The organism is Neorhizobium sp. JUb45, from assembly GCF_004343585.1.
Taxonomy (GTDB): Bacteria; Pseudomonadota; Alphaproteobacteria; order Rhizobiales; family Rhizobiaceae; genus Neorhizobium.
The window spans coordinates 30551-56098 of sequence record NZ_SLYW01000016.1 but is presented as its reverse complement, the minus strand read 5'-3'; the positions used below and the strand labels follow the sequence as shown (position 1 = coordinate 56098).

20 protein-coding genes and 2 pseudogenes are annotated in these 25548 nt (G+C 57.8%); 4 read left to right on the top strand and 18 right to left on the bottom strand.

The genetic code is table 11. The features are described 5' to 3' along the window. Positions 1 to 95: 95 nt before the first annotated feature. Positions 96 to 696, bottom strand: a pseudogene (locus EDF70_RS28525) (Fic family protein); the annotation flags it as partial. Positions 697 to 947: 251 nt separating this feature from the next. On the opposite strand from EDF70_RS28525, the gene EDF70_RS28520 reads away from it, so the two are divergent. Next, positions 948 to 3305, top strand: coding sequence for a hypothetical protein (locus EDF70_RS28520; RefSeq protein WP_207908351.1), 2358 nt, complete (start codon positions 948 to 950; stop codon positions 3303 to 3305). 187 nt (positions 3306 to 3492) lie between these two features. On the opposite strand, the gene EDF70_RS28515 is transcribed toward EDF70_RS28520, so the two are convergent. The 7 genes from EDF70_RS28515 to EDF70_RS28485 form a co-directional block, all read right to left on the bottom strand. Beyond that, complete coding sequence (locus EDF70_RS28515) at positions 3493 to 4335, bottom strand: inositol monophosphatase (RefSeq protein ID WP_132281326.1); 843 nt, start codon at positions 4333 to 4335, stop codon at positions 3493 to 3495. Next, positions 4332 to 5162, bottom strand: a complete 831-nt coding sequence (locus EDF70_RS28510; protein ID WP_132281323.1) for a glycerophosphodiester phosphodiesterase family protein — start codon at positions 5160 to 5162, stop codon at positions 4332 to 4334. Before EDF70_RS28510 ends, EDF70_RS28515 begins: the two co-directional genes overlap by 4 nt. 23 nt (positions 5163 to 5185) lie before the next feature. Continuing rightward, positions 5186 to 6016, bottom strand: a complete 831-nt coding sequence (locus EDF70_RS28505) for a glycerophosphodiester phosphodiesterase family protein (protein WP_132281320.1) — start codon at positions 6014 to 6016, stop codon at positions 5186 to 5188. Further along, on the bottom strand, positions 6013 to 7137 hold the full coding sequence (ugpC, locus tag EDF70_RS28500; protein WP_132281317.1) for a sn-glycerol-3-phosphate ABC transporter ATP-binding protein UgpC: 1125 nt from the start codon (positions 7135 to 7137) through the stop codon (positions 6013 to 6015). Before ugpC (EDF70_RS28500) ends, EDF70_RS28505 begins: the two co-directional genes overlap by 4 nt. Before the next feature lie 3 nt (positions 7138 to 7140). Then, the gene (locus EDF70_RS28495; RefSeq protein ID WP_132281314.1) at positions 7141 to 8058 is read right to left on the bottom strand and encodes an ABC transporter permease subunit; all 918 of its coding nucleotides are present in this window, start codon (positions 8056 to 8058) and stop codon (positions 7141 to 7143) included. Between the two features lie 3 nt (positions 8059 to 8061). Further along, the gene (locus EDF70_RS28490) at positions 8062 to 8952 is read right to left on the bottom strand and encodes a sugar ABC transporter permease (protein ID WP_132281311.1); all 891 of its coding nucleotides are present in this window, start codon (positions 8950 to 8952) and stop codon (positions 8062 to 8064) included. Between the two features lie 74 nt (positions 8953 to 9026). Beyond that, positions 9027 to 10334 carry an extracellular solute-binding protein gene (locus EDF70_RS28485; RefSeq protein ID WP_132281308.1) on the bottom strand — a complete coding sequence of 436 codons (1308 nt, stop codon included), beginning with the start codon at positions 10332 to 10334 and terminating at the stop codon, positions 9027 to 9029. A gap of 185 nt (positions 10335 to 10519) precedes the next feature. Between EDF70_RS28485 and EDF70_RS28480 the strand changes: the two genes are divergently transcribed. Next, positions 10520 to 11680 (top strand): ROK family transcriptional regulator, encoded by a 1161-nt coding sequence (locus EDF70_RS28480; protein ID WP_132281305.1) that lies wholly within the window; start codon positions 10520 to 10522, stop codon positions 11678 to 11680. A gap of 167 nt (positions 11681 to 11847) precedes the next feature. Here EDF70_RS28480 and EDF70_RS28475 read toward each other — a convergent pair whose 3' ends face one another. The 9 genes from EDF70_RS28475 to EDF70_RS28435 all read right to left on the bottom strand — a co-directional run bounded on the left by EDF70_RS28475 (position 11848) and on the right by EDF70_RS28435 (position 23319). Continuing rightward, positions 11848 to 12678, bottom strand: coding sequence for a carbohydrate ABC transporter permease (locus EDF70_RS28475; RefSeq protein ID WP_132281302.1), 831 nt, complete (start codon positions 12676 to 12678; stop codon positions 11848 to 11850). After that, positions 12675 to 13553 carry a sugar ABC transporter permease gene (locus EDF70_RS28470; protein WP_132281338.1) on the bottom strand — a complete coding sequence of 293 codons (879 nt, stop codon included), beginning with the start codon at positions 13551 to 13553 and terminating at the stop codon, positions 12675 to 12677. The genes EDF70_RS28475 and EDF70_RS28470 overlap by 4 nt, the downstream gene beginning before the upstream one ends. Positions 13554 to 13620: 67 nt before the next feature. Beyond that, positions 13621 to 14889 carry an extracellular solute-binding protein gene (locus EDF70_RS28465; RefSeq protein WP_132281299.1) on the bottom strand — a complete coding sequence of 423 codons (1269 nt, stop codon included), beginning with the start codon at positions 14887 to 14889 and terminating at the stop codon, positions 13621 to 13623. An 86-nt stretch (positions 14890 to 14975) separates the two neighbouring features. After that, on the bottom strand, positions 14976 to 16046 hold the full coding sequence (gene ugpC / locus EDF70_RS28460) for a sn-glycerol-3-phosphate ABC transporter ATP-binding protein UgpC (protein ID WP_132281296.1): 1071 nt from the start codon (positions 16044 to 16046) through the stop codon (positions 14976 to 14978). An 8-nt stretch (positions 16047 to 16054) separates the two neighbouring features. After that, positions 16055 to 17566 (bottom strand): alpha-N-arabinofuranosidase, encoded by a 1512-nt coding sequence (locus EDF70_RS28455; protein ID WP_132281293.1) that lies wholly within the window; start codon positions 17564 to 17566, stop codon positions 16055 to 16057. 141 nt (positions 17567 to 17707) lie between these two features. Then, on the bottom strand, positions 17708 to 18637 hold the full coding sequence (locus tag EDF70_RS28450; protein ID WP_132281290.1) for a winged helix-turn-helix transcriptional regulator: 930 nt from the start codon (positions 18635 to 18637) through the stop codon (positions 17708 to 17710). Positions 18638 to 18928: 291 nt separating this feature from the next. Further along, complete coding sequence (locus EDF70_RS28445) at positions 18929 to 22225, bottom strand: GAF domain-containing protein (RefSeq protein WP_132281287.1); 3297 nt, start codon at positions 22223 to 22225, stop codon at positions 18929 to 18931. A gap of 119 nt (positions 22226 to 22344) precedes the next feature. Beyond that, positions 22345 to 22956 carry a general stress protein gene (locus tag EDF70_RS28440; RefSeq protein WP_132281284.1) on the bottom strand — a complete coding sequence of 204 codons (612 nt, stop codon included), beginning with the start codon at positions 22954 to 22956 and terminating at the stop codon, positions 22345 to 22347. Positions 22957 to 23001: 45 nt separating this feature from the next. Then, on the bottom strand, positions 23002 to 23319 hold the full coding sequence (locus EDF70_RS28435; protein ID WP_132281281.1) for a PepSY domain-containing protein: 318 nt from the start codon (positions 23317 to 23319) through the stop codon (positions 23002 to 23004). Positions 23320 to 23602: 283 nt separating this feature from the next. On the opposite strand from EDF70_RS28435, the gene EDF70_RS28430 reads away from it, so the two are divergent. After that, complete coding sequence (locus EDF70_RS28430) at positions 23603 to 24280, top strand: ferritin-like domain-containing protein (RefSeq protein WP_132281278.1); 678 nt, start codon at positions 23603 to 23605, stop codon at positions 24278 to 24280. Between the two features lie 650 nt (positions 24281 to 24930). Here the strand turns inward: EDF70_RS28430 and EDF70_RS28420 are convergent. Next, positions 24931 to 25326 (bottom strand): annotated as a pseudogene (locus tag EDF70_RS28420) (OB-fold nucleic acid binding domain-containing protein); the annotation flags it as partial. Between EDF70_RS28420 and EDF70_RS30145 the strand changes: the two are divergent. After that, a complete protein-coding gene (locus EDF70_RS30145) occupies positions 25292 to 25438 on the top strand; it encodes a hypothetical protein (RefSeq protein ID WP_165932174.1) in 147 nt (48 codons plus the stop codon). The pseudogene EDF70_RS28420 and the gene EDF70_RS30145 overlap by 35 nt on opposite strands. Positions 25439 to 25548 lie beyond the last annotated feature (110 nt).

Genomic DNA, 25548 nt, shown 5'->3' with positions numbered 1-25548 from the left:
TTCACTGAATCTGCTCGTCTTCATCAAAATCTCCTCGATCATAAAGCCCGAGAAAATTCTACTTTTGAAGTCCGTTATTCGGAGGGGGGATTACCGCCGATACGACCATTACCGTCGAGAAACGGATGGATCGTTTCAAACTGCACATGCAGCAGTCCAGCTTTGATCAGTGCCGGCAAGCGCGACTGGTCGTCATGCATGAAACGTTCGAACGCATCCAGGCAACCGGACATTTCAGTTATGGGTGGCGGCACAAAAAGTGCGTTACCGGGCCGCGTTCCGCCAATCCAATTTTGCGAGCGGCGGAATTCTCCAGGATCCTTAGTGCCTCCTCGCCCACTGTGTAGGAGCCTGGCGTGCATTTCACGGATCGGACGCAACGACATGGGGAGCGTTTGCAGTCGTTCCAAACCATACATCATGGCTTCAACATAGTTGGATACCTCACGGATATCGTCAACCGGTTGGCCCGCTTGAGCTTCTGTCTCAAACCGCAAGAGGTCGGAAAGCGTCGACTGCGTGCCTTCAATCTGCGAAGAAAGAACGGCTTCCTTTCTCACATACATGTATAGAAACAGCTCCTGTCGCGGCAGCAGCATTGTGATACCGTCCAGACGCCCTAGCGCGCGCTGTTTCACTGGCGGCGATCGTTTCGACAAAACGACCCATGCGATTTTTGGATACGGAATCAGACATAACCCATTATCAGCGCCAGCCACTATTTAAACAAGACGCCTTCAATTTAATTAAGCAACAAGCTTAGATAAGCGAGCTTAATTAACGACGCGGGCGCCGAACTCCCGAGCTTTGATGCCGAGTGATTTGTTTCACGGCATAACCCGACGATCAGGCAGTCTCGAAAATGTACGCCCGATACATCCTTTCTTAAAGCTCGCCTCATATTCCCGCTCGCCCTCAGCACTGGTGCCGAGAGAAACGGAATAAACATGCTCAAACAAGACATTTCATCACGCCATTTTCAGCGAAAAATATCCGAATTCTGCGAGCTGCGTATGGCGCCGATTGCATCCAAACGGGTACTGGAGAACATCCGGCCCTACCTGGTCAGTTTGATCGTCTACCGCAAATTGCCCCCGCTCCTGAATGGTCGTATCGACTGGTCCATGATCGGACAGGCCTGTGGAATAATAGCAGAACTGACCACAGAATTGAAAAAGCAGCTCCGACCAGGACTGGAGGCAATCATCCGATGGCTCGGCGGAACACCAGCAGCCGAAGAGAGACGGACACCAAAGCCAACAGTCCGCCCGGACAAGATTGCGCCGACCAGAAAGGCAGCCTCCTCCCCCTCGCCCAGAAAGCCGCAGCGCGCCGCGGCAGACGGTACCTTTGCCAACTCTGCGTCGCTACCGCGCGGGCCTGCACCGAAACCAATCAGTCCATTCCCTGAACCACTGTTCGAAGCGAAAGAAGACCCGGCAAGTTTTCAGGATGCGTTGGCCTATAATATGCGTCGGTTCGGCGACACCTACTGGCAACTCCACCGCGCCGTTGTGCAACTGAATGAGACTTTCGACAAAAAAACGCTGCTATCGTGGATCCAAGGCGAGCGTGTGCCAAGATCTGTCGCAAGTCTCGAAATCCTCCGACGCATTGAGCGACGCTATCGCCTTCCAGAAGAATATTTCAAAGATAAGCTGCCGCATCAGGCACGCTCGCTTTACGGTCATGATCTCGGTGATATCAGCCCGGCTGAGCGGCGCAGGATGTCATTGCATCTCCCGGATGATTTCAGCAGCCTGCCCTTTGCCAAGCGTCAGGAGATCGTCGATTGGGTACGCCGGGTGATCATTTCCGGTGCGACGGAATACCGCCGGTATCAGGCAGCGGCCGTCAAGCAGCGTTATGCCATCCGCTTTCCCGGTATCACTTATGGCGGAAGTTCTCTATCGCCCAGATCCTTGGCATCCGCCGTCGGCGAAAATCAAAATGCGATGCCTGAGTTTGATGATCCTGATCTGCTCTCCGGCGTCGTCGACGCACCGCCGAGACTTGCCATGGAAATGGCTGACCTCATTCGTTTCAAAACCTCGACACTAACTGCGATTGGTTTCCAACGGTACGGCGTCTGGGGTGAGGAAACGGCCTCTCAAAAGATCGAGCATCTTGGTTTGATGTTTGGCGCACTGGCCGCCTCGCCAAACGGTGCCGTAAAAGGTCGCGGCGTGCCAGTCAGTCAGTTGAGCTTCGGCCTTCTCGTCTTCCCCGGCGTCTGGGATTGGTACCTTCAATGGCGCGAACAGCGCCGTGGCTTTTATACCAAATGGGAAGAAGACATGCTGATGGTCGCGCAAGCTCTTACTCGCGCCGATGTCGGCTGGATTCGACAGCATCCGGAATTGCTCAAGAACGTCATACCTATCGAAGGCTTGATTGAGCATGAAGAGATCGAGTTCGCGGCCCGCGACTGGCATGGTGCCTGCAATGCGTTTCATCGGCATGCCGCCAACCGATCAAAGGAGATCCAGCGCGTCATGCGCATCCATCGCGATCCGTTCGAACCGATCATGTGTGTCCTAGAAGCGGATAGTCCACTGGCGGAATATCGCAAGATCACTGACGAGATCCTGAAACGCATGCCGGATGAAAGCCGATATCCGCGGTCTGCCGCCGAAGCCGTACGCTCATTCCTGCTGCTCCGTCTTGGATTGCATCTCGGTCTTCGGCAGAAGAACCTTCGCCAGTTGCGTGTCTGTCCGCGCGGGCATCATCCGACATCGGAACGCAGGCTTGAAGACATGAGATGCGGCGAGCTGCGCTGGAGCGATCGCGATCATGGGTGGGAAGTCCTGATCCCATCCGTCGCATTCAAGAACTCGGGCTCATCCTTCTTCGGGCAAAAGCCGTTTCGACTGATCCTGCCGGATCTGCTCGACCTCTACAAATATCTCGATGCTTATATCGATCGCCATCGAGGTGTCCTGCTGGATGGTGCAAAAGATCCCGGCACCCTCTTCGTCAAAACGGTGAAAACGATCAGTATCGATGCGGCTTACAACTCAACCACTTTCTACGAAGCCTGGCGGACCGTCATACAACGCTACGGTATCTACAATCCCTACACCGGGCGAGGTGCGATCAAGGGACTGCTGCCGCATGGCCCCCATAACCTGCGGGACATTCTTGCGACGCATATCCTGAAGCAGACCGGATCATATGAGCAGGCGAACTACGCCATTCAGGACACGCCCGATGTTGTGCAGCAGCACTACGGTCGCTTTCTGCCGCAGGACAAGGCGGCTCTCGCTGCCAAAATCCTCAATCAGGTTTGGGAAGCCGCGTAACCTAAAGTGAGCTGCTCGGCTCGGATGCGCAAACCTTATTGCGTCTGGGCCGAGCGTCCTTGTTTCGCACCTTGAGGGGATCAGAACCAGTGCCATGCTCATCAAAACGTTTAAGCGCCTGAAACTCATATGATTTATCACGTGAGAACGGGTGCGCAGCCCCAGGCTGCTTTTTAAACCGGTAGAATTATCTCAAAGCTGGATCCGAGTACAATGTGTCTCGAACGGCGTCCCAAGATATCTTGTTCGGAGCCGTCAGCAGGTGCCCTTGCGTCATCGTCGGACGATAAACCTCACCCGTGATGGTCGCCGCATATCCGCCCGCCTCCGCATGGATCAGAACACCGGCCGCGTGATCCCAGGGCTTCAGACTCTCATTGAGGCAGAAGCTCATAGCGCCTGTCACAAGCATGCGATACTCCCAGGCCGAGCAACGCCATGTCGTTACCCGCAGGAACTTTAGCAGGCGCGGCGCCAGCTCAGCTCGCAGATCCGGTTCGAACATATGCAGCGGAATGAACCCGTGCATCTCGTCTACCGGTGTCGGCATGGCGACGGAAAGCCGTGTGCGTGAACCGTCTGCCGCCACGTGCCATGCGCCCTGCCCCGGTCGTGCCACCAGAAAATCACCCAGAACAGGATAATGAATGATGCCGGCAATGGTTTGCCCGCCGGAAACGATGGCGAGAATACTGCCGAACATCGGCGTGCCATGGGCAAAATGCCAGGTGCCGTCTACCGGGTCGATGACCGCCGCAAGCTCCGCATCGGCAAGCCTTGCGAGAACCGATGCATCATCCGACACCGCTTCCTCGCCGATGATGGTGATGCCCGGCAGACGCGCCGCGAGCTTTTCGCTGATCATGCGCTCGGAGGCGATGTCCGCATCGGTGACGATATCGTCCGCCATGGTCTTGGCGCGGATGGTATCTGACGTGACCGAACGGAAACGCGGCAGGATCTCTCTGTCTGCCGCCTCGCGCATTATGCCCATAAATTCATTCAGCAGTTCGTCCGAAACGGTTTTCATGCGCGGCGTGCCTGCAGATAGGCTTTGAGTGCTTCCGGCTCGTCTGTCTGGAAAACGCTGACACCGGCCTCCATCAATGTGCCCCAGATGCGATCGGGATCGGCAAGCGCCGTCTTGTCCACCCATTCACCACTGGCTTCCATGTTGAGCGTGTTCGTCCACAAAGCCATGTTGGCGTCGCGAAAAATCTGGCGGTTGGCCTTGATGGTGTCGAGGCTGTCGAAACGCATCTCGCACATGAACGGCCTGATTTCCGACAGCAGTGCCATGGTTTCGTGGATGCTCTCGGCGGTGAATTTCGACATCGCCATGAAGGCCACGCCGTCGATGTTCTGGGCGCGCACCCAGTCCAGCTCCTCGCGGGTCATGACACGGGTCTTCAGGTCCACATAGGATGCGGCATTCATCTCGCGGGCGCAGGCTGCGACTTCCGAGAAAAGGCCGCGATCCTTGAGATCGAGATCCGTAAAAATACGTCCGCGTATGATTTCCAAAACCTCTTTCAAAGTCGGAATACGCTGATCCGTCGTGGCGCGATGTTCGCCGCCATCATCTTCACGCAGCGCAATGGCCTTCAGTTCGGCAATGGTAAAGGTTTCGGCGTCGCGGTCGATACCGGCCATGCGCAGCAGCGTGTCGTCGTGCATGATGAAGAGTTCGCCATCAGCACTCTTTCGGATATCGAGCTCGACGACGTCAGCGCCGACGGCGATCGCGCGCTCGATGGCCGCGAGGCTGTTTTCCGGTGCCCCATGCCACGCGCCGCGATGGGCAACGATGGCGGGATCGCGTTTCTGGTCGGCGATATAATCTACGTAATGCGTCATTTCATATGTTCCTTGGAGAGTATTCAGGTGCGGCGGGCCGCGAGATAGGATTTGAGTGCAGCGGCCTCATCGGTCTGGATGACCGAAATGCCGGCATCGATCAGCCGGCCCCAGACGGCATCGGGATCGGCAAGGGCCGCCGTATCGGTGAAGCCGGCGCAGGCAACGCTGTCGAGCGTGTTGACCCAGAGCGCCATGCCGGTGTTGCGGGTGAGGTCCGTCAGGGCAGCAAGTTCTTCCAACCTGTCGAAATAGATTTCGCAGACCGAGGGAGAGAGTTCTTCCAGCAGAGCCAGCTGCGTAGCAGCACCCGGCACGTTGAGCCGGGTTTTTGCCAGAAACAGCACCTCATGCGGAAGGATCGTTTTTCCGATCCAGCAAAAATCCTTTTCGGTTTTCAGCGAGGCCCAGAAATCAACCTGATGCTCGACACCCATGTCCTTTGCGAGAGCGATCACATCCGGGATCACCTCGCGTTCCTTGACGTCGAGATGCAGGAAGATGCGGTCCCGCGTCAGTTCGAAGACTTCGGCAAGGCTCGGCAGTTTTTCCAACGTGAAGGCATTGTTTTCGCCGCCATCGCGATCGCGCAGGCGCAGAACCGAAAGGTCGCTTGAAGACAGCGCCTCCGGCGTCTGACCGAGACCTGTCATGCGCTCCAGCGTTTCGTCATGCAGCAGAAAAAGGCCGCCATCGGCGCTCCGGCGGATATCTATCTCGACGACATCATAACCGGCATCGATGGCACGCTGGATAGCGGACAGGCTGTTTTCCGGTGCATTGCGCCAGATGCCGCGATGCGCAACCACGGCGCAATCGCGGGCCTTGTCGGCGATAAATTCCCTGTAGCTCACTGGTATTCCTTCACCGATGCCGGTTGCGCGCCACCGAAAGCGTTGGCGATGGCGCGGCCGGTGTCACCGTCAAAGAGATGCAGGCGCGCCTGCGGGAAGGACAGCGACAAGGTCCGCGTCGTATCGATCTCGACGCCGAAGGGCATGGCGATCCGCAGGTTCTGTTCGGCAATCTTCGTTTCCAGAATTTCGTGCGAGCCGAGGTCCTCGCGGTAACGGATTTCCGTCTTGATGGAACCGCCTTCGTTGACGGCAATATCTTCCGGGCGGATGCCGAGCTGGAATTTACCCGTACCGGAATAGTTGGCAACGACCTGACCATCGGCTAGGCGCAGCACGGAACCGTCTCCTTCGACCTCCAAAATGTTCATCGGCGGCGAGCCGATGAATTTGGCGACGAAGACCGAAGCCGGATGGTGATAGATCGCTTTCGGCGTATCGAATTGCTCGATATGGCCCTTGTTGAGGATAAGGATACGATCGGCGAGCGTCATTGCCTCGACCTGATCATGCGTCACGAACACGCTGGTGGCGCCGATGCGGCGATGCAGTTCGGCAAGCTCCACACGCATGTCGTGGCGCAGCTGGGCATCGAGGTTCGACAGCGGCTCGTCGAACAACAGCACGCCCGGCTCGCGAATAATGGCGCGGCCGATGGCGACACGCTGGCGCTGGCCACCGGAAAGCTGGCTCGGCTTGCGGGTGAGGTAATCGGCAAGGCCGAGCATTTTTGCGACCGTAGCGACACGCTCGGCTCGTTCGGACTTGGAAACGCCGGCGACCTTGAGGCTATAGGCCATGTTTTCCGCGACCGTCATATGCGGGTAGAGCGCATAGTTCTGGAACACCATGGCGCAGCCGCGATGTTTCGGTTCCAGATCCTGCACCTCGCGGCCGCCGATGACGATCCTGCCGCCGGAAACGCGTTCCAGACCGGCGATCATCTGCAGAAGCGTGGACTTGCCGCAGCCCGATGGGCCGAGCACGACGGTGAATTCACCGGGACGCAAGGTCACGTCGATCGCCGGGATGATGGTGTTTTTGGCGTCATAGGATTTGGTGACGCCGATAAGCTCGATCTCGGCCGCGGCGGCGCGAATGCTTAAGTCGATGGCGGTCATGGATCATTTCTCCGAAAGAACGAGGCCCTGGACGAGAAAGCGCTGCAGAAGAGCGATCATCGTGAGCGGAACGAGTGAGACGAGCACGGCACCGGCCATGATCATCGGAAAATCGGGCACCTGGCCGTCGGCATCCGGCACGAGGCGGGCAAGGCCGACGACGGCGGTCTGCATGTCGGGTGTCGAGGCGCCGACCAGCGGCCACAGATATTGCGTCCAGCCGCTGAGGAAGGTGAGCACGAAAAGCGAGGCAAAGCTGGGACGGGCCAGAGGCAGCAGGATATCGATGAGAAAACGGATCGGCCCTGCCCCATCCATGCGCGCCGCCTTGAACAGATCCTTGGGCAGCGTCAGGAAGAACTGACGGAACAGGAACGTGCCGGTGCCATGCGCCACCAGCGGCGCGATCAGGCCGAAATGCGTGTCGAGTACGCTCAATTCCAACTGGACCGGCGCGCCAAAAACCATTTCGATCAGGCTGTTGAGGCCGGTGAAATCCAACACCCCATTCAGCGGCGAAAAGATGTTCGACGCCACCTGATAGGTGGTGATGACGCGGATATCGAGCGGCAGCATGATGGTGGCGAGGATGAGCGCAAAGGCCACGCCCGCCCAGCGAATGCGGAAATAGACAATCGCATAGGCCGACAGGAAGGACAGCGCGCAGGTGGCAAGCGCATTGGAAAACGCCACGATCATGCTGTTGAGCATCTGCACCGGGATGCGCGTATCGTGGATGACCTTGCCCATATTGGCAAACAGCTCTGTGCCCGGAACCCAGGCCAGACCGTTGCGCAGCATGTATTCATAGGACTGCGAGGCGGTGGACAACGTGAGGTACAAGGGCCCGACGATATAGAGGATGCCGATGGCGAGCAGAATGCTGGCGGCGATGTTGATGGAACGTGCGTTTTCGACCATGGCTCAGCGCTCGTAATTGATGCGCCGGCCGAGGAAGAAGAACTGGCAGGCTGCGAGAAGAAGGACAAAGACCATCAGGATGGCCGTCTGGGTGGAGGCGCCGGAAAGATCGAACCCGCGGAAACCGTCGACATAGATCTTGTAGACGAGCAGCGTGGTGGAGCCGCCCGGACCGCCGCCGGTAATGGTGTCGATCAGCGCGAAGACCGAGGTGATGCTTTCGGTGAATTCAAGCACGAAGGTGAGGAACAGCTGCGGCATGATCAGCGGCAGTTGTACATCGAAGATACGGCGCCAGGGACCGGCGCCATCCATGGCGGCGGCCTGATACATGGTGGGCGGGATCGACCGCAGGCCGGCGAGCAGGATGACGAAGTTGAACGGAATGCCGCTCCACACATGGGCGGCCACCAGCGTGACGAACGCATCCGTGCCGTCGATGCCGGGATTCCACAGGCCGGGAAACAGCGAATTGAGCGGCGCCATAAGACCGACGAACGGGTTGAAGATGAAGGCGAAAACGACACCGATGGAGGCACCGGCAATGCCCTTCGGCCAGACGAGAATATTGCGGGCCGGATAGGACATGCCGATCTTGCGATCGGCCGCCACCGCCAGCATCAGCGGCACGATGACCGCAAGCGACGATGCCGTCAGCATGAAGATGACCGTGCGGCCGGTCGCGCCCCAGAACTCGGGATCGCTCAGCACGCGCTGAAAGTTCTGCAGACCGACAAATTCCGAACCGCCGCCAAAAGGCTGTTCGAGGAAAAACGACCAGTAGAAGGCCTGGAAGACCGGCACATAAAAGAACAGCACGATCAGCAGCATCAGTGGTGCCAGCAAAAGAGCGGGCAGCCAGCGATGGCTGAACAGGGAGGATTCCGACGACATGAACACAGTTCCGAATAAGAGAAGGCATGGAGCGGAAACCGCCCCATGCTTTGGAAGGTCTCGAAAGACCCTGATCAGGGAAGCTGCTTGCCCTTGTAGGTCTGCTCGAAACGGCGCAGCAGCTGGTCGCCGCGCTTCTTGGTGTTGTCGAGTGCGACCTGCATGGTCTGCTGGCCGGCAAAGGCTTTCTGGGTTTCTTCCATGAAGACTTCGCGGAACTGCACGTAGAAGCCGAGGCGGATGCCGCGGGTATCGGCGGTGGCCGGCTGGTTCATGGATTCGACGCCGACCTTGGCCGTGGCATACTTCGGCGAATTGGCGTCCGGGCTTTTGGCGATCGTATCCAGAACGTCGGTGGTGACGGGAACGTAGCCGGTGGCGGCGGTGAAAGCCATCTGCTGTTCCGGCTTGCGCAGGAAGTCGAGGAAAGCTTTTGCTGCCTCGATCTCAGGCTTGTCGTGACCCTTCATGATGTAGATGGAAGCACCACCGACAAAGGTGTTGTGACGGGTGTAATCCTTGTACATCGGCGCCATGTCGACGGTCAGTTCATACTTGCCGTCGAAGGCTTTGGCGGCGGCCGCGTAGGAACCGGAGGACTGTTCCATCATCGCGCATTCGCCGGCATTGAAGGCGGCGGTGTAGTTGCCGGCCTTGGTATCGGCGGCGAGGCGAACGAGGCCTTCCTTGCGCCATTCGACCAGATTGGCGAGATGTTTTGCTGCAAAGGTGCTGTTGATGACGTATTCGGCGTCGAGACCGTCATAACCGTTGTGCTTGGTGGCGATCGGCAGGCCGTGGCGGGCGGAGAACTGCTCGAGGATCCGCCAGGTGTCGCCATCAGTGACGAACGGGCAGGCATGGCCGGCGGCCTTCAGCTTGCGGGCGGCTTCGATAATGCCTTCCCACGTCGTCGGCGTCTCAGTGATGCCGGCTTTTTCGAGCTCGGTCTTGTTGGTGTAGAACAGCAGCGTCGAGGAATTGTAGGGCTGGGCGAACAGCTTGCCCTTCGAGGTTTCGTAATAGGCGCGGGCACCGGCGATATAGCTGTCCCACTTCACTTCCGGCATCAGGTCCTGAACCGGCTCGACAGCGCCGGACAGCATCAGGTCGAGCGTACCGGCATCGAAAAACTGGATGAGAACCGGGTGGTTCTTGGCGCGGTAAGCGGCAATCGCCTTTTGCATGGACACTTCGTAGGAGCCCTGGCCGACGCAGTTGACCTTGTGTTCACTCTGGGAGGCATTGAAGGCATCGCATTGTGCCTTGATGGCGACTTCGACATTGCCGGTGTTGCCATACCAGAATTCGATATCGGTGGCCTGTGCGGACCCGGCGCCCGCCATCACGGCAGCCACGGCCGCCAGAGTAAACTTGTTCATCATCGCCCTTGCCTTTTCGGGTCGACCGAGCCTCGCCCGATCCTGACGGTGCTTTATTACGCTTTGTGTGTAACAAATACATGACGATGAAAATGGCTTGAAAGGACAGTTGTTGGCCGCTAAGCAGGCATAAGTTGTGATGAGAAAAACGTGATTATTACACTTATCCAGTAAGGTATTTTGGCGTGTCAGGTGTTTATGTTCCCAAGGCATTGATTGCACAGCGCTTTCTCCGGGCAAACGAGACAACAGTCGTCTCCTCCAATGAGCGCAAGCTGCTGCAACTGATCTGGCGCAATCCCGGCATCTCCCGCTCGGAGATCACCGGGCACACCGACCTGACGCAGCAATCGGTTCATCGCATCCTCGATCACCTCGCAGACCGCAATGTCATTTTGCTGGGCTCGGCCAAACCGGGGCTTGGGCGCGGGCAACCCAGCCCGATGCTGCTCCTGAACGGCGGCCATGCCTATGCCTGCGGCATCTCCGTCAATACCGACATCATCGGCATCTGCCTCATCGATCTTGCCGGCAAAATCCTGGGCGAGCGGGAAGTGCCGCTTCGCGAAACGACGATGCATCAGGCGCTACAGGTGGTGAAGCGGCAGGTCGTCGAGTTGCAACAGCAGAACCGCCTCGCCGGGGATGATTTGTTCGGTATCGGTTTTGCGATTGCCGGCTACCATGTCGATGGCACGCGCCATAACGCGCCGCTGCCACTTCACGAGTGGTCGATGATCGAGCTCGGCCCGATCATCACCGAGCTTTTCGACCGACCCACATGGGTTATCAATGGCGGAAAATCTGGCGCGATTGCAGAATCGATGTTCGGGACCGGCCGCTTCATCCGGCATTTCGCCTATCTGAGCTTCAACTACGGTTTTGGCGGCGGCGTGATCATCGACGGCGACCTCCTGCAAGGCGGCAATGGCAATGCCGGCGAATTTTCCGGACTGTATGATGAGATCGAGACCGACCGGCGCCCTGCCCTGCAATATCTCATCGACCGGCTGAACCAAAACGGTGTCAACGTACCCTCGATCCATTACATGCGCCGCCATTTCGATCGGGACTGGCCTGGCGTGTCAGACTGGGTGGAGGAGGTGACGCCCGCCTATATCCGCCTCGTCAACGCCATCCGGGCCACACTCGACCCCCAGGCGATCGTCTTCGGCGGCCAGATTCCCCCCGCACTGGCATCCATGCTGATCGAGCGGACGAAGATTTTCGATCGCCCCCGTTATGGCGTGCATCGTGGCGGACCGAAGTTGATTATTTCGGAGATAACCAGTGATGCTGCCGCCATGGGGGCAGCCGTCATGCCGTTTCGCCGGATGTTCTATTAGGCTTGGCGGCAGGCAATCTCAGTAGCTCCTGCTGAAGATCGAAACTCTCACCACCCAAAAGATGCTGTTTGGCGAACCAGCCCGTCACGATGAGATGCGCAGTCCGTTTCTAGAGACGGCAATTGCTCAGCAAGGACATGGTCGAACGTCGGCTCAAGAGGCGCCTGCTAACCTTTGACACCGGACGAGATCATCACTGCCTCGGTCACCTTTTTCTGGAAAATCAGGTAGGCGATCGCCACCGGCATGGCACCAAGAAGCGCAACGGACATAAGGCGCGCGTAGAACACACCGAACGCGTCGTTGACCTGGGTTATGCCGACCGGAATTGTCATCTTGTCCTCCGTGGTCACCGCCAGGAAAGGCCAGAGGAACTGGTTCCACGCCATGATGAAGGTGATGATGGCAAGTGCTGTGGTAATGCCCCAGTTGAGCGGCAGGTAGACCTTGAACAGCAGCGTGTAATCACCACCACCATCAAGCACGACGGCTTCTCGCAGTTCCTTCGGCACGGCATCGAAGAACTGCTTGTAGACGATGATGACCACCGGAACGATCAACTGCGGCAGGATGATGCCGGCCCATGTGTTGATCAGCCCCATGTCGTTCATCAGGATAAACTGCGTGACCACCAGCGCCTGCGATGGCACCATGAAGCTCGCCAGCACGACGCCATAAAGAATGCGGCGACCGGGAAAGCGCATCTGCGAAATCGCATAGGCGCACATCATGCCCGAAACGATGACGGTGAACGTGATAATGACCGCCGTGCCGATCGAGTTGATATACCAGCTGACGAGATTGGTGTTCCAGAGAATGTCGATATAGGCGGCCGGATTAAACTCGTCGGGGATGACGCCGGCCTCCTTGGAGACGACCCTATCTTCCGAGCGCATCGAGGTGATGAAGGCCCAGTAGAGTGGAAAAATCCACAGGGCGGCGGCGGCGAAGGTACCGACCGTCAGCACACCGTTTTCGAGTTTGCGGAGCGATGTCATCGGCGGCCTCCGGCGCGAAGAAGTTGATATTGCAGCACGGAGAAGGCCGCGATGACGATGAACAGCACCAGCGCGATGGCCGAGGCATAACCGCCGTGATTGAGCTGAAAAGCCTCGCGATAGACCATCAGCAGCATCACATAGGACGAATTGAACGGCCCGCCCTTGGTCAGCAGATAGATCTGATCAAAGATCTTCAGCTGCAGGATCATCTGCAATGTCAGGACAAGCGCCGTCACCGGCCACAGAAGCGGCCATGTGACCCGGCGGAAAAGCTGCATGCGGGTGGCGCCATCGAGCTGGGCCGCCTCGTAATAATCTTTTGGAATGTTGCGCAGGCCGGCAATGAACAGCAGGACATTAAAACCGTTGGTCCACCAGATGGTGACCAGCGCCACCGTCGGCATGGCCCAATAGGGGTTCTTGAACACCGCGACGGACTTGCCGAAGAAAAACGCGATGACCGGCTGCAAAACGCCAAACTGGAAATCCAGCATCCACGTCCAGATCTGCGTAACCACGGACACAGGCAGGATGTAGGGCAGGAAAAAGATGGCGAGCGCCAAGGCCTGCACGGAGCCGCGCAGCCGGTTGATCATCAGCGCAATGCAGAGCGCCAGCACCGTGGTCGGGATAACCGTCAGGAGGACGAAATAACCGTTGTTCCTGAGCGACGTCAGGAAAAGCTTGTCAGACAGCAGGCGGCTAAAATTGTCGAAACCGACCCACTCACCCTCGCCGATCAGCGGACTGTTGGTAAAACTCAACTCCACCAGCCGTATGGCCGGATAAAGAAAGACCAGCGCGAATGTCAGCACGAAGGGCGCCACAAGCGAAGCCGCCACCGCCATTTCTTTGCGCCGATTAGTCAGCATTGCCACGTCTTGAACCTCCATGCTCGTGAGAGTGGCCGCCGAAGAGCGGCGGCCACGGCTGACGGTGTCACTTCAACACGTTCTGCAGGTCGGACTTCATCTGCTCGGCAGCGGCCAGAGGCTCCGCATAACCGTGGATGGCGGGCGAGATGATGTTGATGGCAGCGTCATAGATCGGCGAACCGACACCGGCGATGGATGAGCGTGGATCATAGGATGCGGTTTCGGCCAGCGCCGCATAGGTGGCGTTCGGCTCCATCTTCTTGAACTCGGCGCTTTCGGCCACCGGCTTGAAGGCGGGAATATGCCCGGCATCGGCCCAGGCAATCGCGTTCTTTTCCATCCAGCCAATCACCGTCATCACCGCCTTGCGCTTTTCCGGTGTTAGCTTGTTGTTGGCGGGAATGGCGAAGGAATGCGAATCCGCCCATGTGGTCTGCGTGCCCATCAGGTTCGGCACCTGCACGGCGCCCCATTTGTAACCGAGCGAACCCTTCTTATCGAGGTCGACCATGGTCGGCACTTCCCAGACGCCGTTCAGCGAAAAGGCCGATTTGCCGGAGGTGAACAACGCAACGGAGGCTTCATATTCCGCCTGTTCCGGCTGCCACTCATTGGTCTGCCAGTTGGTCATCACCTCGATCGCCTTGGCGGCTTTCTGGAGATTGTCGCCGGCCAGAACCTCGTTGCCGGTGATCAGCTCGCCGCCCAGCTGGCGGAACAGAGTGTAGAACACGCGGTAAGTCGCGCCATCATCGCCGGTGGCATAGGAAACCGGTGCCTCGGCGCCCTTTTCCTTGGCGTAGGTCAGCGCTTCTTCGAAATCCTTGAGATTGTTGATGCCGGTCAGCTTGCCATTGGCATCGAGGAATTTCGAACCTTCGAGAAATTTTGCGTTGTAATAGAGCACGATCGAATGGATATCGAACGGCACCGCATGCAGCTTGCCGTCATCGCCGCTGGCGGCCTGAAGCGCTGCGGGAAAAAAGCTGTCCTTGGTCAGACCGGCATCGGTCAGGTCTTTGTCGGTGATTTCATCCAGCACGCCTTCCTTCAGCCCCAGCGGCATGCGCGACAGATGGTAGGTCATTACGTCAGGTCCCTGCCCCACGGCAACGGCAGTGCGCACCTTGGTGTAGAAGGGCACGCCCCATTCCAGCGTCGTGCCGGTGATCTTGATACCCGGATGTTCCTCGTTGAAACGGGTGATCAGCGCCTTCATGCGCACGCCATCACCGCCGGAGAAGAAATCCCACCAGGTGATGTTTTCCGCAGCCAGAGCCGGTACGGACATTAGGGCGATCGCGGTTGCCGCGAAAAGCTTTCTGCACAACATTTGAAGTGTCCTCCATCACGAAGCCACCTCTCCCGAAGGTGGCGGGTTGAAATGTCTGCCATTTCCCTGAACTCCGGCGCGAATTCCTATCGCAACCGGCTGCCGTCTTCGGCAAAGAGCAGAACCTCCCCTGCATCCGCCGAAAGCGATATCTTTCTGCCATCGAAATTTTCGCGGCGGCCACGCAATTCCACCACGATGTCCTTGCCCGTCACCAGGCACGCATGCAGGTAGGACACGCCGCCGAGATCCTCGGCCATATCCACAACAGCCTCGAAACCACCCTCGGCCGGATGCAAATGCTCGGGCCGGATGCCGACCTTGACCGCCGTTCCTTCGGCAACGCTGGCATCCGACTTTGCCGACAGTTCGAAACCGAGCCCATCGAGCGCGACACGGATCATGCCGTTCTGTCTTGCCGCCACCCTGCCGGGCAAAAAGTTCATGGCCGGCGAGCCGATGAAGCCTCCGACAAACTGGTTGTGCGGATCATCATAAAGCTCGAGCGGTTTTCCCGCCTGCTGCAAAACCCCGCTTTTCAGAACGAAGATGCGGTCGGCCAACGTCATTGCCTCGACCTGATCATGGGTGACGTAGATCATTGTGGCACCGATCTGTTTGTGCAGTCTGGCAAGTTCCAGCCGCATCTGCACGCGCAGTTCGGCATCGAGATTGGACAGCGGCTCATCGAACAGAAACACTTTTGGTTTGCGCACGATCGCCCGCCCGATGGCCACGCGCTGGCGCTGGCCACCCGAGAGTTCGGATGGCCGTTTCTGCAGCTGTTCCTCGAGATGCAGGATGCGGGCCGCCTCCTGCACCATATCGTTGACCTCAGCTTTTGGTGTCTTTTTCAGCCGCAGCGAAAAGGCCATGTTCTCGAATACGGTCAGATGCGGATAAAGCGCGTAGGACTGGAAAACCATCGCCACTTCACGCTTGGCCGGCTCGACATCGGTAACATCCCGGCCCTCGATCGATATCGAACCCGCCGTCGTTTCCTCCAGCCCTGCGATCATGCGCAGCAGCGTTGACTTTCCGCAGCCAGATGGCCCGACGAAGACGGCGAAGTCACCAGTCGGGATATCGAGACTGACATCATGAACGACGCCGAGTGCGCCAAAACTCTTGCTGACATTGCGAAGCGTGATCCCCATGCCGGACCTCACGAAACCTTCAGACGGAAAACGTGATAGGACAGCGGGGCGATCGCGCCCTTCAGATTTCCGTCCTCGACGCCGACGCCATTGCCCGCCTTCGGTACGACGTGATCCGGCTTGTCCGGGCCGTTTGTGTCGGTGAGATTATATCCCTCCATGGCATGATGTTCATACAAGGAAATGTCGGCAAACCCGGTGAGGCTGACATCAAGCTCCGCCTTTTCCGTCAGGTGGCGGTTGACCACGAACAGCGTCAGCAGGCTTTCGTCCCGGTTACGCACCGCCGCGACATCGAGATAGGAAACATCGTCGGCCACCTGGCAATCATAGGTCGGCGCATCGACCGCCACACGCAGCGCCTCGCCACGACCGAAGATCGAGGCAAAACGATAGGGGTGATAGATCGTCTGGCGCCATGCAGGACCGTTCTTTTCGGCGCGGATGGGCGCAATCACATTGACCAGCTGCGCGATGCAGGCGATGCGGACACGGTCGGAGCGGCGGATGAACTCGTTGAGCAGGCCGGCGACGAAAAGCGCGTCCTCGAAATTGTAGGTTTCTTCCAGCAGCGCTGGTGCTTCCGGCCAGTCCCAGGTGCGCCAGCGATGACTGTCTTCCTCGCGGATATGATACCAGACATTCCATTCATCGAAGCAGATATGGACGTCGTTCTTGGCGCGCTTCTTCGATTTGACGTAATCAATCGTGCCGGCAATCGTCTGGATGTAACGGCCGGTTTCCTCGATCTTGCCAAAGTAATTCAGCGTATCCTTGCTGGAATTGCCGAAATATTTGTGCAGCGAGATGTAATCGACATTCTCGTAGCATTCCTCGAGAACCTCGCGTTCCCATTCCGGGTAGGTTGCCATCCCGTCGTTGGAACTGCCGCAGACGATCGCCTCGATCGTGCTGTCAAAACCCTTGAACGCCTTGGCGGTTTCATTGGCGAGACGTCCGTATTCGGTTGCCACCTTGTGGCCTATCTGCCAGGGGCCATCCATCTCGTTGCCGAGGCACCACATCTTGACGTCGTAACCGTCCTTGCGGCCATGCGAGCGGCGCAGGTCGCTCCACGTCGTGTCCGATGGGAAATTTACATATTCGAGGAAGTTGCGTGCATCTTCCAATCCGCGCGAGCCGAGGTTCACCGCCAGCATCATCTCGATGCCGGCCATATCCGCCCACTCGGAAAATTCATTGATGCCGATCTGGTTGGTTTCCTTAGAGCGCCAGGCGAGATCCAGACGGACCGGACGCTGATCGCGCGGGCCGATACCATCTTCCCAGCGATAGGCTGATACGAAATTTCCGCCCGGATACCGGATGGCCGGAATTTTCAAATCCTGAACGAATTTCAGGACATCGGTACGAAAACCATTGGCATCAGCCTTGGGATGCCCGGGCTCATAAATACCGCCATAGATCGCGCGGCCCATATGTTCGATGAAGGCCGAATACAGCCGTTGATCGATATCGCTGATCTTGAAATCGCGGTGAACGGCGATGCGTGCCTTCATGCTTGTTCCTCCCAGAAGCAATCAAATAAACGATATAAATCGTATTTTTTGATATACTCATTAGAGATGGCCGATGAAGTCAATGGGGAAATTGTGATGCACCGCAGCAAAAACAGGCGGATTGCAGACCGACGATCTGACTTATTGCTTGGTTTTCAGGCGCAACAGCAGATCCTGCTCATAGTTTCCAAAACCCTTGCCGAAGATGTTGATGCCGCCTGGATGCTTGCCGTCGGCCTTGACTTCAACCCGAATACGGATGGACCGATGTTCGTCGAGAGCAAGATAGGAGGTCGCCACATCGGAAATTCTCAAGCCGTCCACATAGGTCCCGGCCTCCGTCACCGACCATGTTTTAAGCATGCCGTATTGAGACCCCTTCAGCTTCCACCAGTCGGGCGTATAGGTCCCGCGCCGGTCGCCGAAATCGCCCGGCGATGTCCAAACGCCGATCTCGTGACCATTGATGGAAAGCACGATATCTGATGGCCAATTGGGAAGCGTTCCCGGCACTTCCGAGCTGACTTCCATCACGATTTCAACGGCTTCTATCGCATCGCCGCGCAGCTTGGCATTATTCGGGAACTGGTATTCGACGAAACCGCTGGTGAACCACAGGAGGCTCGTCTTCATCCGCTCCGGATCCATGAAGGTTTCCGGAACATCGAGGAGGCCGATGATACCCTCCGTCGAGCAGATGCCGCAGGGGGCTGTAACGGCGTTGTTTGTGTAAAGCCCGAGCGGCATCGACACCTCGATCAGGTCGGATGCCAGTTCCTGCGTTTTCGGCTGGAAGGTGACGATGAGTTCGTCATAGATGGCAAAACAGATTTTCTGGTTGCCTTTGCGCGCTTTCTGGACTTCGATCCTCACCAGCCCGGCCTTTTCGAGGACCTGCAAGTGCGTCGAGACGGAAGACTGCGGGAGGTTTGCCGCTTGCGCCAAGTCGTTGATATTGATGCCGGGTCGCTTCGACAACTCCTTCAAGAGCTTGATACGTGGCAAGGATGAAACGCCCTTGATGGCGGCGATATCCTTCTCGGGGTCTATCACAAGAAATTTCGGGTTCATGGAGCGAGCCTGCATATCACAATCAGACATGCATATCGGAATTCCTGATGCAGATAAACATCAAGTTTCGGCACTTTGCAGTCAAATGCGCTGATTGACGAACGACGTCGATAATCAAGTATCAAGCTCTTGAGCGGAGCCGAACCTGCGACCCGTCGTTCAAGTGACTTGCTATCAACCAATTTCAATCCGAACAAAGGTTTGATTTCCGGCATGGCAGGGGCTGTCCTGAATACCGCTAGGCGGTGATAGCTTGAGGACCTGACAAACCAGCACTTCCTCAAACGGAGGTCAGATTGTGGTCGCCAGTTGCGCGAGCATCGTCGCCAGTTCGTCTATGCGGAAGGGTTTCGTCAGGCGCGGAATATCGGGATCCACGCCCTCGTTATCGGCATAGCCAGAAACCAGAAGAACGGGTGCGTCAGGCTTTACGCTCCTTACTTCCCGAGCCAGATCGGTCCCGCTGATGCCAGGCATCAGATGGTCGGTCACAAGAAGATCAAAGTGCGTCCCAGACTTGATCAGATGGAGAGCTTCCTCGCCGGAAGCCACCTCGATGACCGCGTAGCCCAAGTCGCCGAGCATATCTGCCGTGCTCATCCGCACCAGGTCCTCGTCGTCGACAAGGAGTGCGGTCCCGCAAGTGTGTGGCACCTCGAGCAAATCGGCAACGGTGTCGGCGGTTTCCGGAGTAGCAGCGCTCAGTGGCAACCACAGTTCAACATTGGTTCCCAGTCCGAGGCAACTCTGGATGGTGAGTGCGCCGCCAAGCTGGGACGCAAGTCCATGTACCATCGAGAGACCAAGGCCCGTACCCTTCCCCACGCCCTTGGTCGAGAAAAATGGCTCAATTGCGCGAGCAAGCGTCGCCTCGTCCATGCCTGCTCCAGTATCTGCGACGGACACGCAGATATAATCACAGGCCGGAAGGTTTGTTCGATGACCCGACAAAACATTTTCCACTCTGGTAGAAATTCGCAGCTTACCGCCGTTCTCCCCCATTGCGTCGCGTGCGTTCACAGCAAGGTTCAAGAGCGCCATCTCGAGTTGGTTCGGATCAGCTTTTGCAGGTGGAAGGTCCTCCGGCACCTCGACCACAACCCTAATCTGCGGACCCGTCGTGCTTGCGATGAGTTCACCCATTCCCGCGACGAGCTGAGCGACATCGACTGGCACCGACTGAAGCGGCTGACGTCGGGCGAAAGCGAGCAGCCGCTGAACCAAAGTCTTCGCGCGTTCGGCGGACTGCACTGCCCCTGCTATCAAACGCTGCTCTCGCTCACTCCCCACCCCCCTGCGCTGGAGCAGATCAAGGGTGCCGACTATAGGCGTTAGCAGATTATTGAAGTCGTGCGCGACGCCGCCAGTGAGCAAGCCCATCGCCTCCATCTTCTGCGATTGCCGGAGCGCGTCTTGTGCGACCTCTAGCTCAGTTTGGCGTGCTTTATCGTCGGTAACGTCGCGCGTTATCGAATAAAGCTTGCCGCTTTCCGGCACCGCGACCCACGATAGCCAGCGCCATGCGCCATCTCGGGTCCGGTAGCGGTTTTCAAAGCGCGTGACCGATACGCCGTTCCGCACAAGCTTAAGTGCGTGTGCGATTGCCTCTGCGTCGTCGGGATGAGCAAATTGCGCAAATGGCCGGCCCACGACCTCGTCCGCCGTCCAACCAAGCGCTGCCGTCCAGGCGGGATTGACCGTGTCGAACGTTGCACGGGTCAGATCAATCACCGAGAGCAAGTCTAGGCTATGGCGCCAAATCTGGTCGCGCTCTGCGCTGGTTTCGGCCACCCGCCGCTCCAACGTGTCGTTAAGCTCACGAAGGCTATCCTCGGCGCGGGCGCGCTCGCTTGCTGCTCTGACGCGCTCTGCCACCTCGCGAAACAGGCCTTCCTCTGACGTCGTCCATGCACGAGGAAAGGTGCTCTGCAAGGCCAACAAGCTGACCCAATTCTCATCCTCGAACAGGACGACATCAAGGTAGGCGCCGACTTGCCTGGCCCTGAGCCCGGCCCGAGCGTCTTCATTGAACCTCGTATCTGTCTGGACATCGTCGACCTTGACGACCGGGCACTCATGATAGGCGCGTAGCAGCTCCGGTCCGAATGCCGCAAGATCGTGTTCGCCTACGATCGAATCGACACCGCGCGTATAGTCGCGCTCAATCTTCATGAGGCTGCCGAAACACTCCGCATAGAACACCCGGCTGAGATCGAACCGCTCACCGAGTCGCTCAGCCGCGACCGCGGCGATTTCCTTCGGCGTCTTGAGCACCCGCATGGCGTCCGAAAGCGAGAGCAGGAATGCCTGGCGAGCTTCGCTCTCGCGCAGGGCTTCCTCGGCATGTCCGCGCTCGATCGCAGTTGCGAGCTGGGCGGCGATTGCGCTCAGCGCGTTGAGTTCTCCTGGCGAGAAAGGTTTACCCCGACGACCAAATGAGACAGTGCCAAGCAGATCGCCCCCAGCGAGCAGCGGCGCGCTAAAATAGGTATCGAGGCCCAACACCCTCAGGAATACTGCGTGCGCCACAACGGATGTTTGAATTTCGGTAACGTGCATCGCTGCACGATTAACCGCGACAATCCCACAGACAGTTTGGCCAAATTCAATCCGAGCCGCGGCTTGCTCCTGCTCCGGCGTCAGCCCAACTGCTGTGATCAACTTGAGCGCACCGTCGCCGCACTGGTAGTGAAAAGCTACGTCTAGGCCAAACTCGTCTGCAACAAGCAAGAATAAGGTTCGCACAGCCTCAACCTGATCATCCGCCCCGAGCAGGATCGGCGACGCTTTGGCGACAAGTGAAAGGCGACGGGCATGCTTCTCGGCCCGCGCTCGCTCGGCCCGCGCGGTACTTTCCGATCGCCTGAGCTCTAGCCGCGCCATGGTTTGTTTGGCGAGCACCTCAAGCGCGCGTTTCTGCCGCTCGCTGATACCCTGTGGCCTGCTCTTCCGATCCAGGACGCAAACCGTGCCGAGCGGTATGCCGTCAGGCGTCTCTAGAACGGCGCCTGCGTAGAAGCGCAGGCCGTCGGCGATGTGGATCAGCGGATTGCCTCTGAAGCGATGGTCCTGCGTGAGGTCCGGCACAACAAGAACGCCCGGCTGCATGATTGCGTGCCGACAGATGGACACATCGAGCGGGAGGGTGTCCGTGCCGATGCCAACCTCCGCCTTGAACCATTGGCGATCGGCAGCGATAAAGTTGACCACGGCAATGGGCGCTTCGAGGATATCCGCAGCCAACTCGGCCACATCATCAAAAGCCTCTTCCCGGCCACTGTCGAGTATCGTGTAGCGCTCGATCGCGGCCAGACGATCGGACTCATTCCAAAACGGCACCGAAGGTTTTTGATCCAGGTCGGACGTCAACTCGAGCATAGGAAGAAGCTCTCCAGTATTATCATTCTGGAATGCGCTTCCGGGTAATGCTGAAGCAGACGGCAGAACGCTTTTCAATTGTTGATAGCCAAACGGCGTATTCTCAACACTAATGTAGATGCCAGGGTGATTTTTACCAGAGGCGACAACGGCGATTACAGTCAGGTATTTTACCACTGTTGCGCTGGGAACGCTCGCTTTCGTCCGCATTTCTCCGCCGCCGAGAGACGCCCGAATTGAGGACCTGCCCACCGATGAATTCTGAGGTTCCCAAATGCAAAAAGGCCACTCTCTCGAGTAGCCTTGAAGTTTGGCAATATCAGTCAGCGTCAGGCGCGGGGGTCTGGACCGTAGCGACCACGCTCTGCTGCGATCTGATCGGCCGTATAGGGATCCGCGGCGTCATCGAAACGTGACCAGCCTTCAGTGGTGTAGGCCCGGCGGCGGGCAGTGAGATCGACCGACCGGGTGCTGCGAAGGATAGCCTCGGAAGCGGCAACCTTGTCTTCTTCGACCTTGGCAGCGACTACCGCGCCGCCGCGACGAACACCTTCAGCATAGACGTGAGCGTCTTCCTCTTTCACGCCAGATTCGATCATCGCGCCGACGATGCCACCGACAGCGCCGCCAGCAACAGCACCAGCGACAGCCCCGACAGCGGTAGCTGCGAGCCAGCCTGCGGCCACGACAGGACCTACGCCGGGAATCGCCATCAAGCCGAGGCCCGTCAGGAGACCACCCGCGCCGCCGGCGACAGCGCCGATACCAGCGCCAGTACCCGCACCTTCGGCAGCGTTGTTACCCTGCCCTTCGATATCTTCCTTGCCATCCTTGTTCGAGATGATGCTGATGTGATCGGACGGAACGCCTGCATCTTCGAGAGCCTTCACGGCAGCGCGGGCATCGTCGTAGGAGTCGTAGAGACCTGTAATCGTAGGCATTGGGGGTTTCCTCGTCGTTTTGTTTTTGTTGTTGGAAGAGCTGGCTTACTGAGCCATCGTGATGTTGCCCTGGAAGTCGAGCGCGACGTTGCCGTGCTTGCCATCCTTGCTGCCCATCGCACGCCAGACACCCTGATCGTCGAGCTTGAGACCCGATACGTCTGTGTAACCAGCTTCTTCGATGCGGGATTTCGCCTGGGCTTCGGTAAAGCTGTTCTTGCCAGCCACGGGCGCACCCGGGTTCTGCTCGCCCGAATTCGAGACCGCAGGTGTCGTCTGCGTGGTCTTCGGTGCTTCGGTCTGCGCGATGGCGGCGCTTGCGGAAAGAAGTGCGGCGACAACGCCAAAAGCAATTTTTTTCATAGTCTTACTCCCAAATCCTGCACCGTTTTGAATGCACCTGGAGAACACTTCAGGTTGGGAAAGGTTCCGACTTCCGGACCTCTTGGATTCCACGTGAGTCTGTGACGGGGGTTGGAGGAATGCGATCGAAACGACATTGAAAGCCGCTGCGCATGTTCTTGCTAGCGGACGCCGAGCGAGTTGACCGGGCCGATTAATGACCCCGCTGACATTGTTCGGAACCTTGGCTGACCGCCCTCGTTCTGTCCCGCCTATTCCATGGCATCACAAGGGAGAGAACACGATGGCTACTGCCGACAAGTCCACCAAGGATGACAAGGCTTCTAAGAATGTCGCAAAGAAGACCGCGCGCGCCTCTGGGACAAAGAGCGGTACTGCCAATACCGAAACGCGCAAGAAGCGTGCGCAAGCGGTGGCCACCAAGGCCGCGGCTCGCAAAGAAACACGGGCCTCTCAAAAGGACGTCAAGAGCCTCTCTGACCTCTTTGAGCACGCACTTGGCGACATCTACTACGCCGAAAAAAAGATCTATAAGTCTTTGCCAAAGATGATCAAGGCAGCCGATCATCCTGAACTCGTTGAGGCACTGACCTCGCATCGTGATGAAACAGCCGGCCAGATCGAAAAACTCGAAGCGATTTTCGAGCTTCTCGGCAAACGCGCCAAAGCTGAAAAGTGTGATGCTATCGACGGCATTCTTGAAGAAAGCGAAAGCCTGCTTGAGGATTTCGGCACAAGCGTCGCTGCGGACGCCGCGATCATCTTCAGCTGCCAGGCGATCGAGCACTATGAGATCACACGTTACGGTTCGATGCGTGCTTTCGCGGACGCTCTAGGTATGGATGAAGCCAAGCAGCACATTGATGACATCCTTGCCCAGGAGAAAGCTGCCGACGCCAATCTTACGGAACTCGCTGAGGACTCGGTGAACGCTGCCGCAGCCGAGTACGACGACGAATAATCGAGGCCGTCCGGATGTAACAGGTTGGTCGGTTTTAAAGCCGACCAGCTCCATTTTCGTCGGCTTCAGAGAGAGCAAAACTCCACCAAGTGCCGGCAGTTTTGCTTACCGTGATATCGGACACGCCCACGAGGGCCATCATCACAGCATTTGTAGTTTGATGTCTGGCCGGCGCTGATGCTTACTAGACGAAACCTTTATTCGCCGTGGTTGACCTGAACGCGTTCCCAGAGGTTGAAGCTGAGCCATGAGCGTGCATGTTGTATCGACGATCTTGAGATGTGTCGCAGATCGACCTAACGGCACAACGTGCCCGAGCGAAGTTGCACGCACCCTTGCAAACGACCAGAACTCCCCGTTTAAGTGGCGTGAGTATATGTCAATGGTACACGAGTCGGTGGATGCCCTGGTTGCGCGAGGAGAGATCACGCTCAGCTGGAAATCTAACGTTATGAAGAAGCGAGCAGGACCCTACCGAATAAGTGCGCACGGAAAAAATGGCTAAGTCGAGCGATTATTTCACGACCGCGCCACTGGTCGCGCACAGCATGGTTACCGTCAATACGCGCGGCGGACTGCGTGGCTGTAGATGTTGATGTCGCCTTAAGCTGTGGATGGGATCGGAACCGACCATTGTTAGAAATCAGATTTCACTGAAAATTCCGAGCCTCCACCTTCAGCGTATCGATATGAAGATCGCGCACGAACATATCCCGAGGGGTCAGCACGGGCTTGGGCTTGTCGCGTGGATCCGGCCCACCACCATGAGCAAACTCATCACCTCTGCCCGCCGGCATCTTGAACTCGGCATCCCGGTCCGCCAGGCCTGACAGATCAGCGGTCAAATCGAACAGCTGCTGCGCGACCAGATGCACGACCTCGCCTTCGCGTTGGATGCGGCCATTGATTACCATCATACTGGAGCCGAGCACGATGCGACGGCGTTTCTCGACCAGCGATGGCCAGACGACGATATTGGCCGGCCCGGTTTCGTCCTCGATGGTGATGGACATGACATCCTTCACTGATCCCGGCTGCTGGCGCATGCTCGCCTATCAGACGAACCCCGACCAAATGGGGCAGATCGTTGGTAACGCGGCCGGCGGCCAAAAGCAGCTGGTGCATACACGCTGGGGCTTACCTGTTGATTGTCACTGATAACAGACCAGACGTTTCCGCAACTCCGGATGGACGGTAAATGGTCGTTCGCGGGAGGGGCATGGCGTTTGAGCAATCACCGTTTGACGGAGGATGTGAGGCGGGAACTG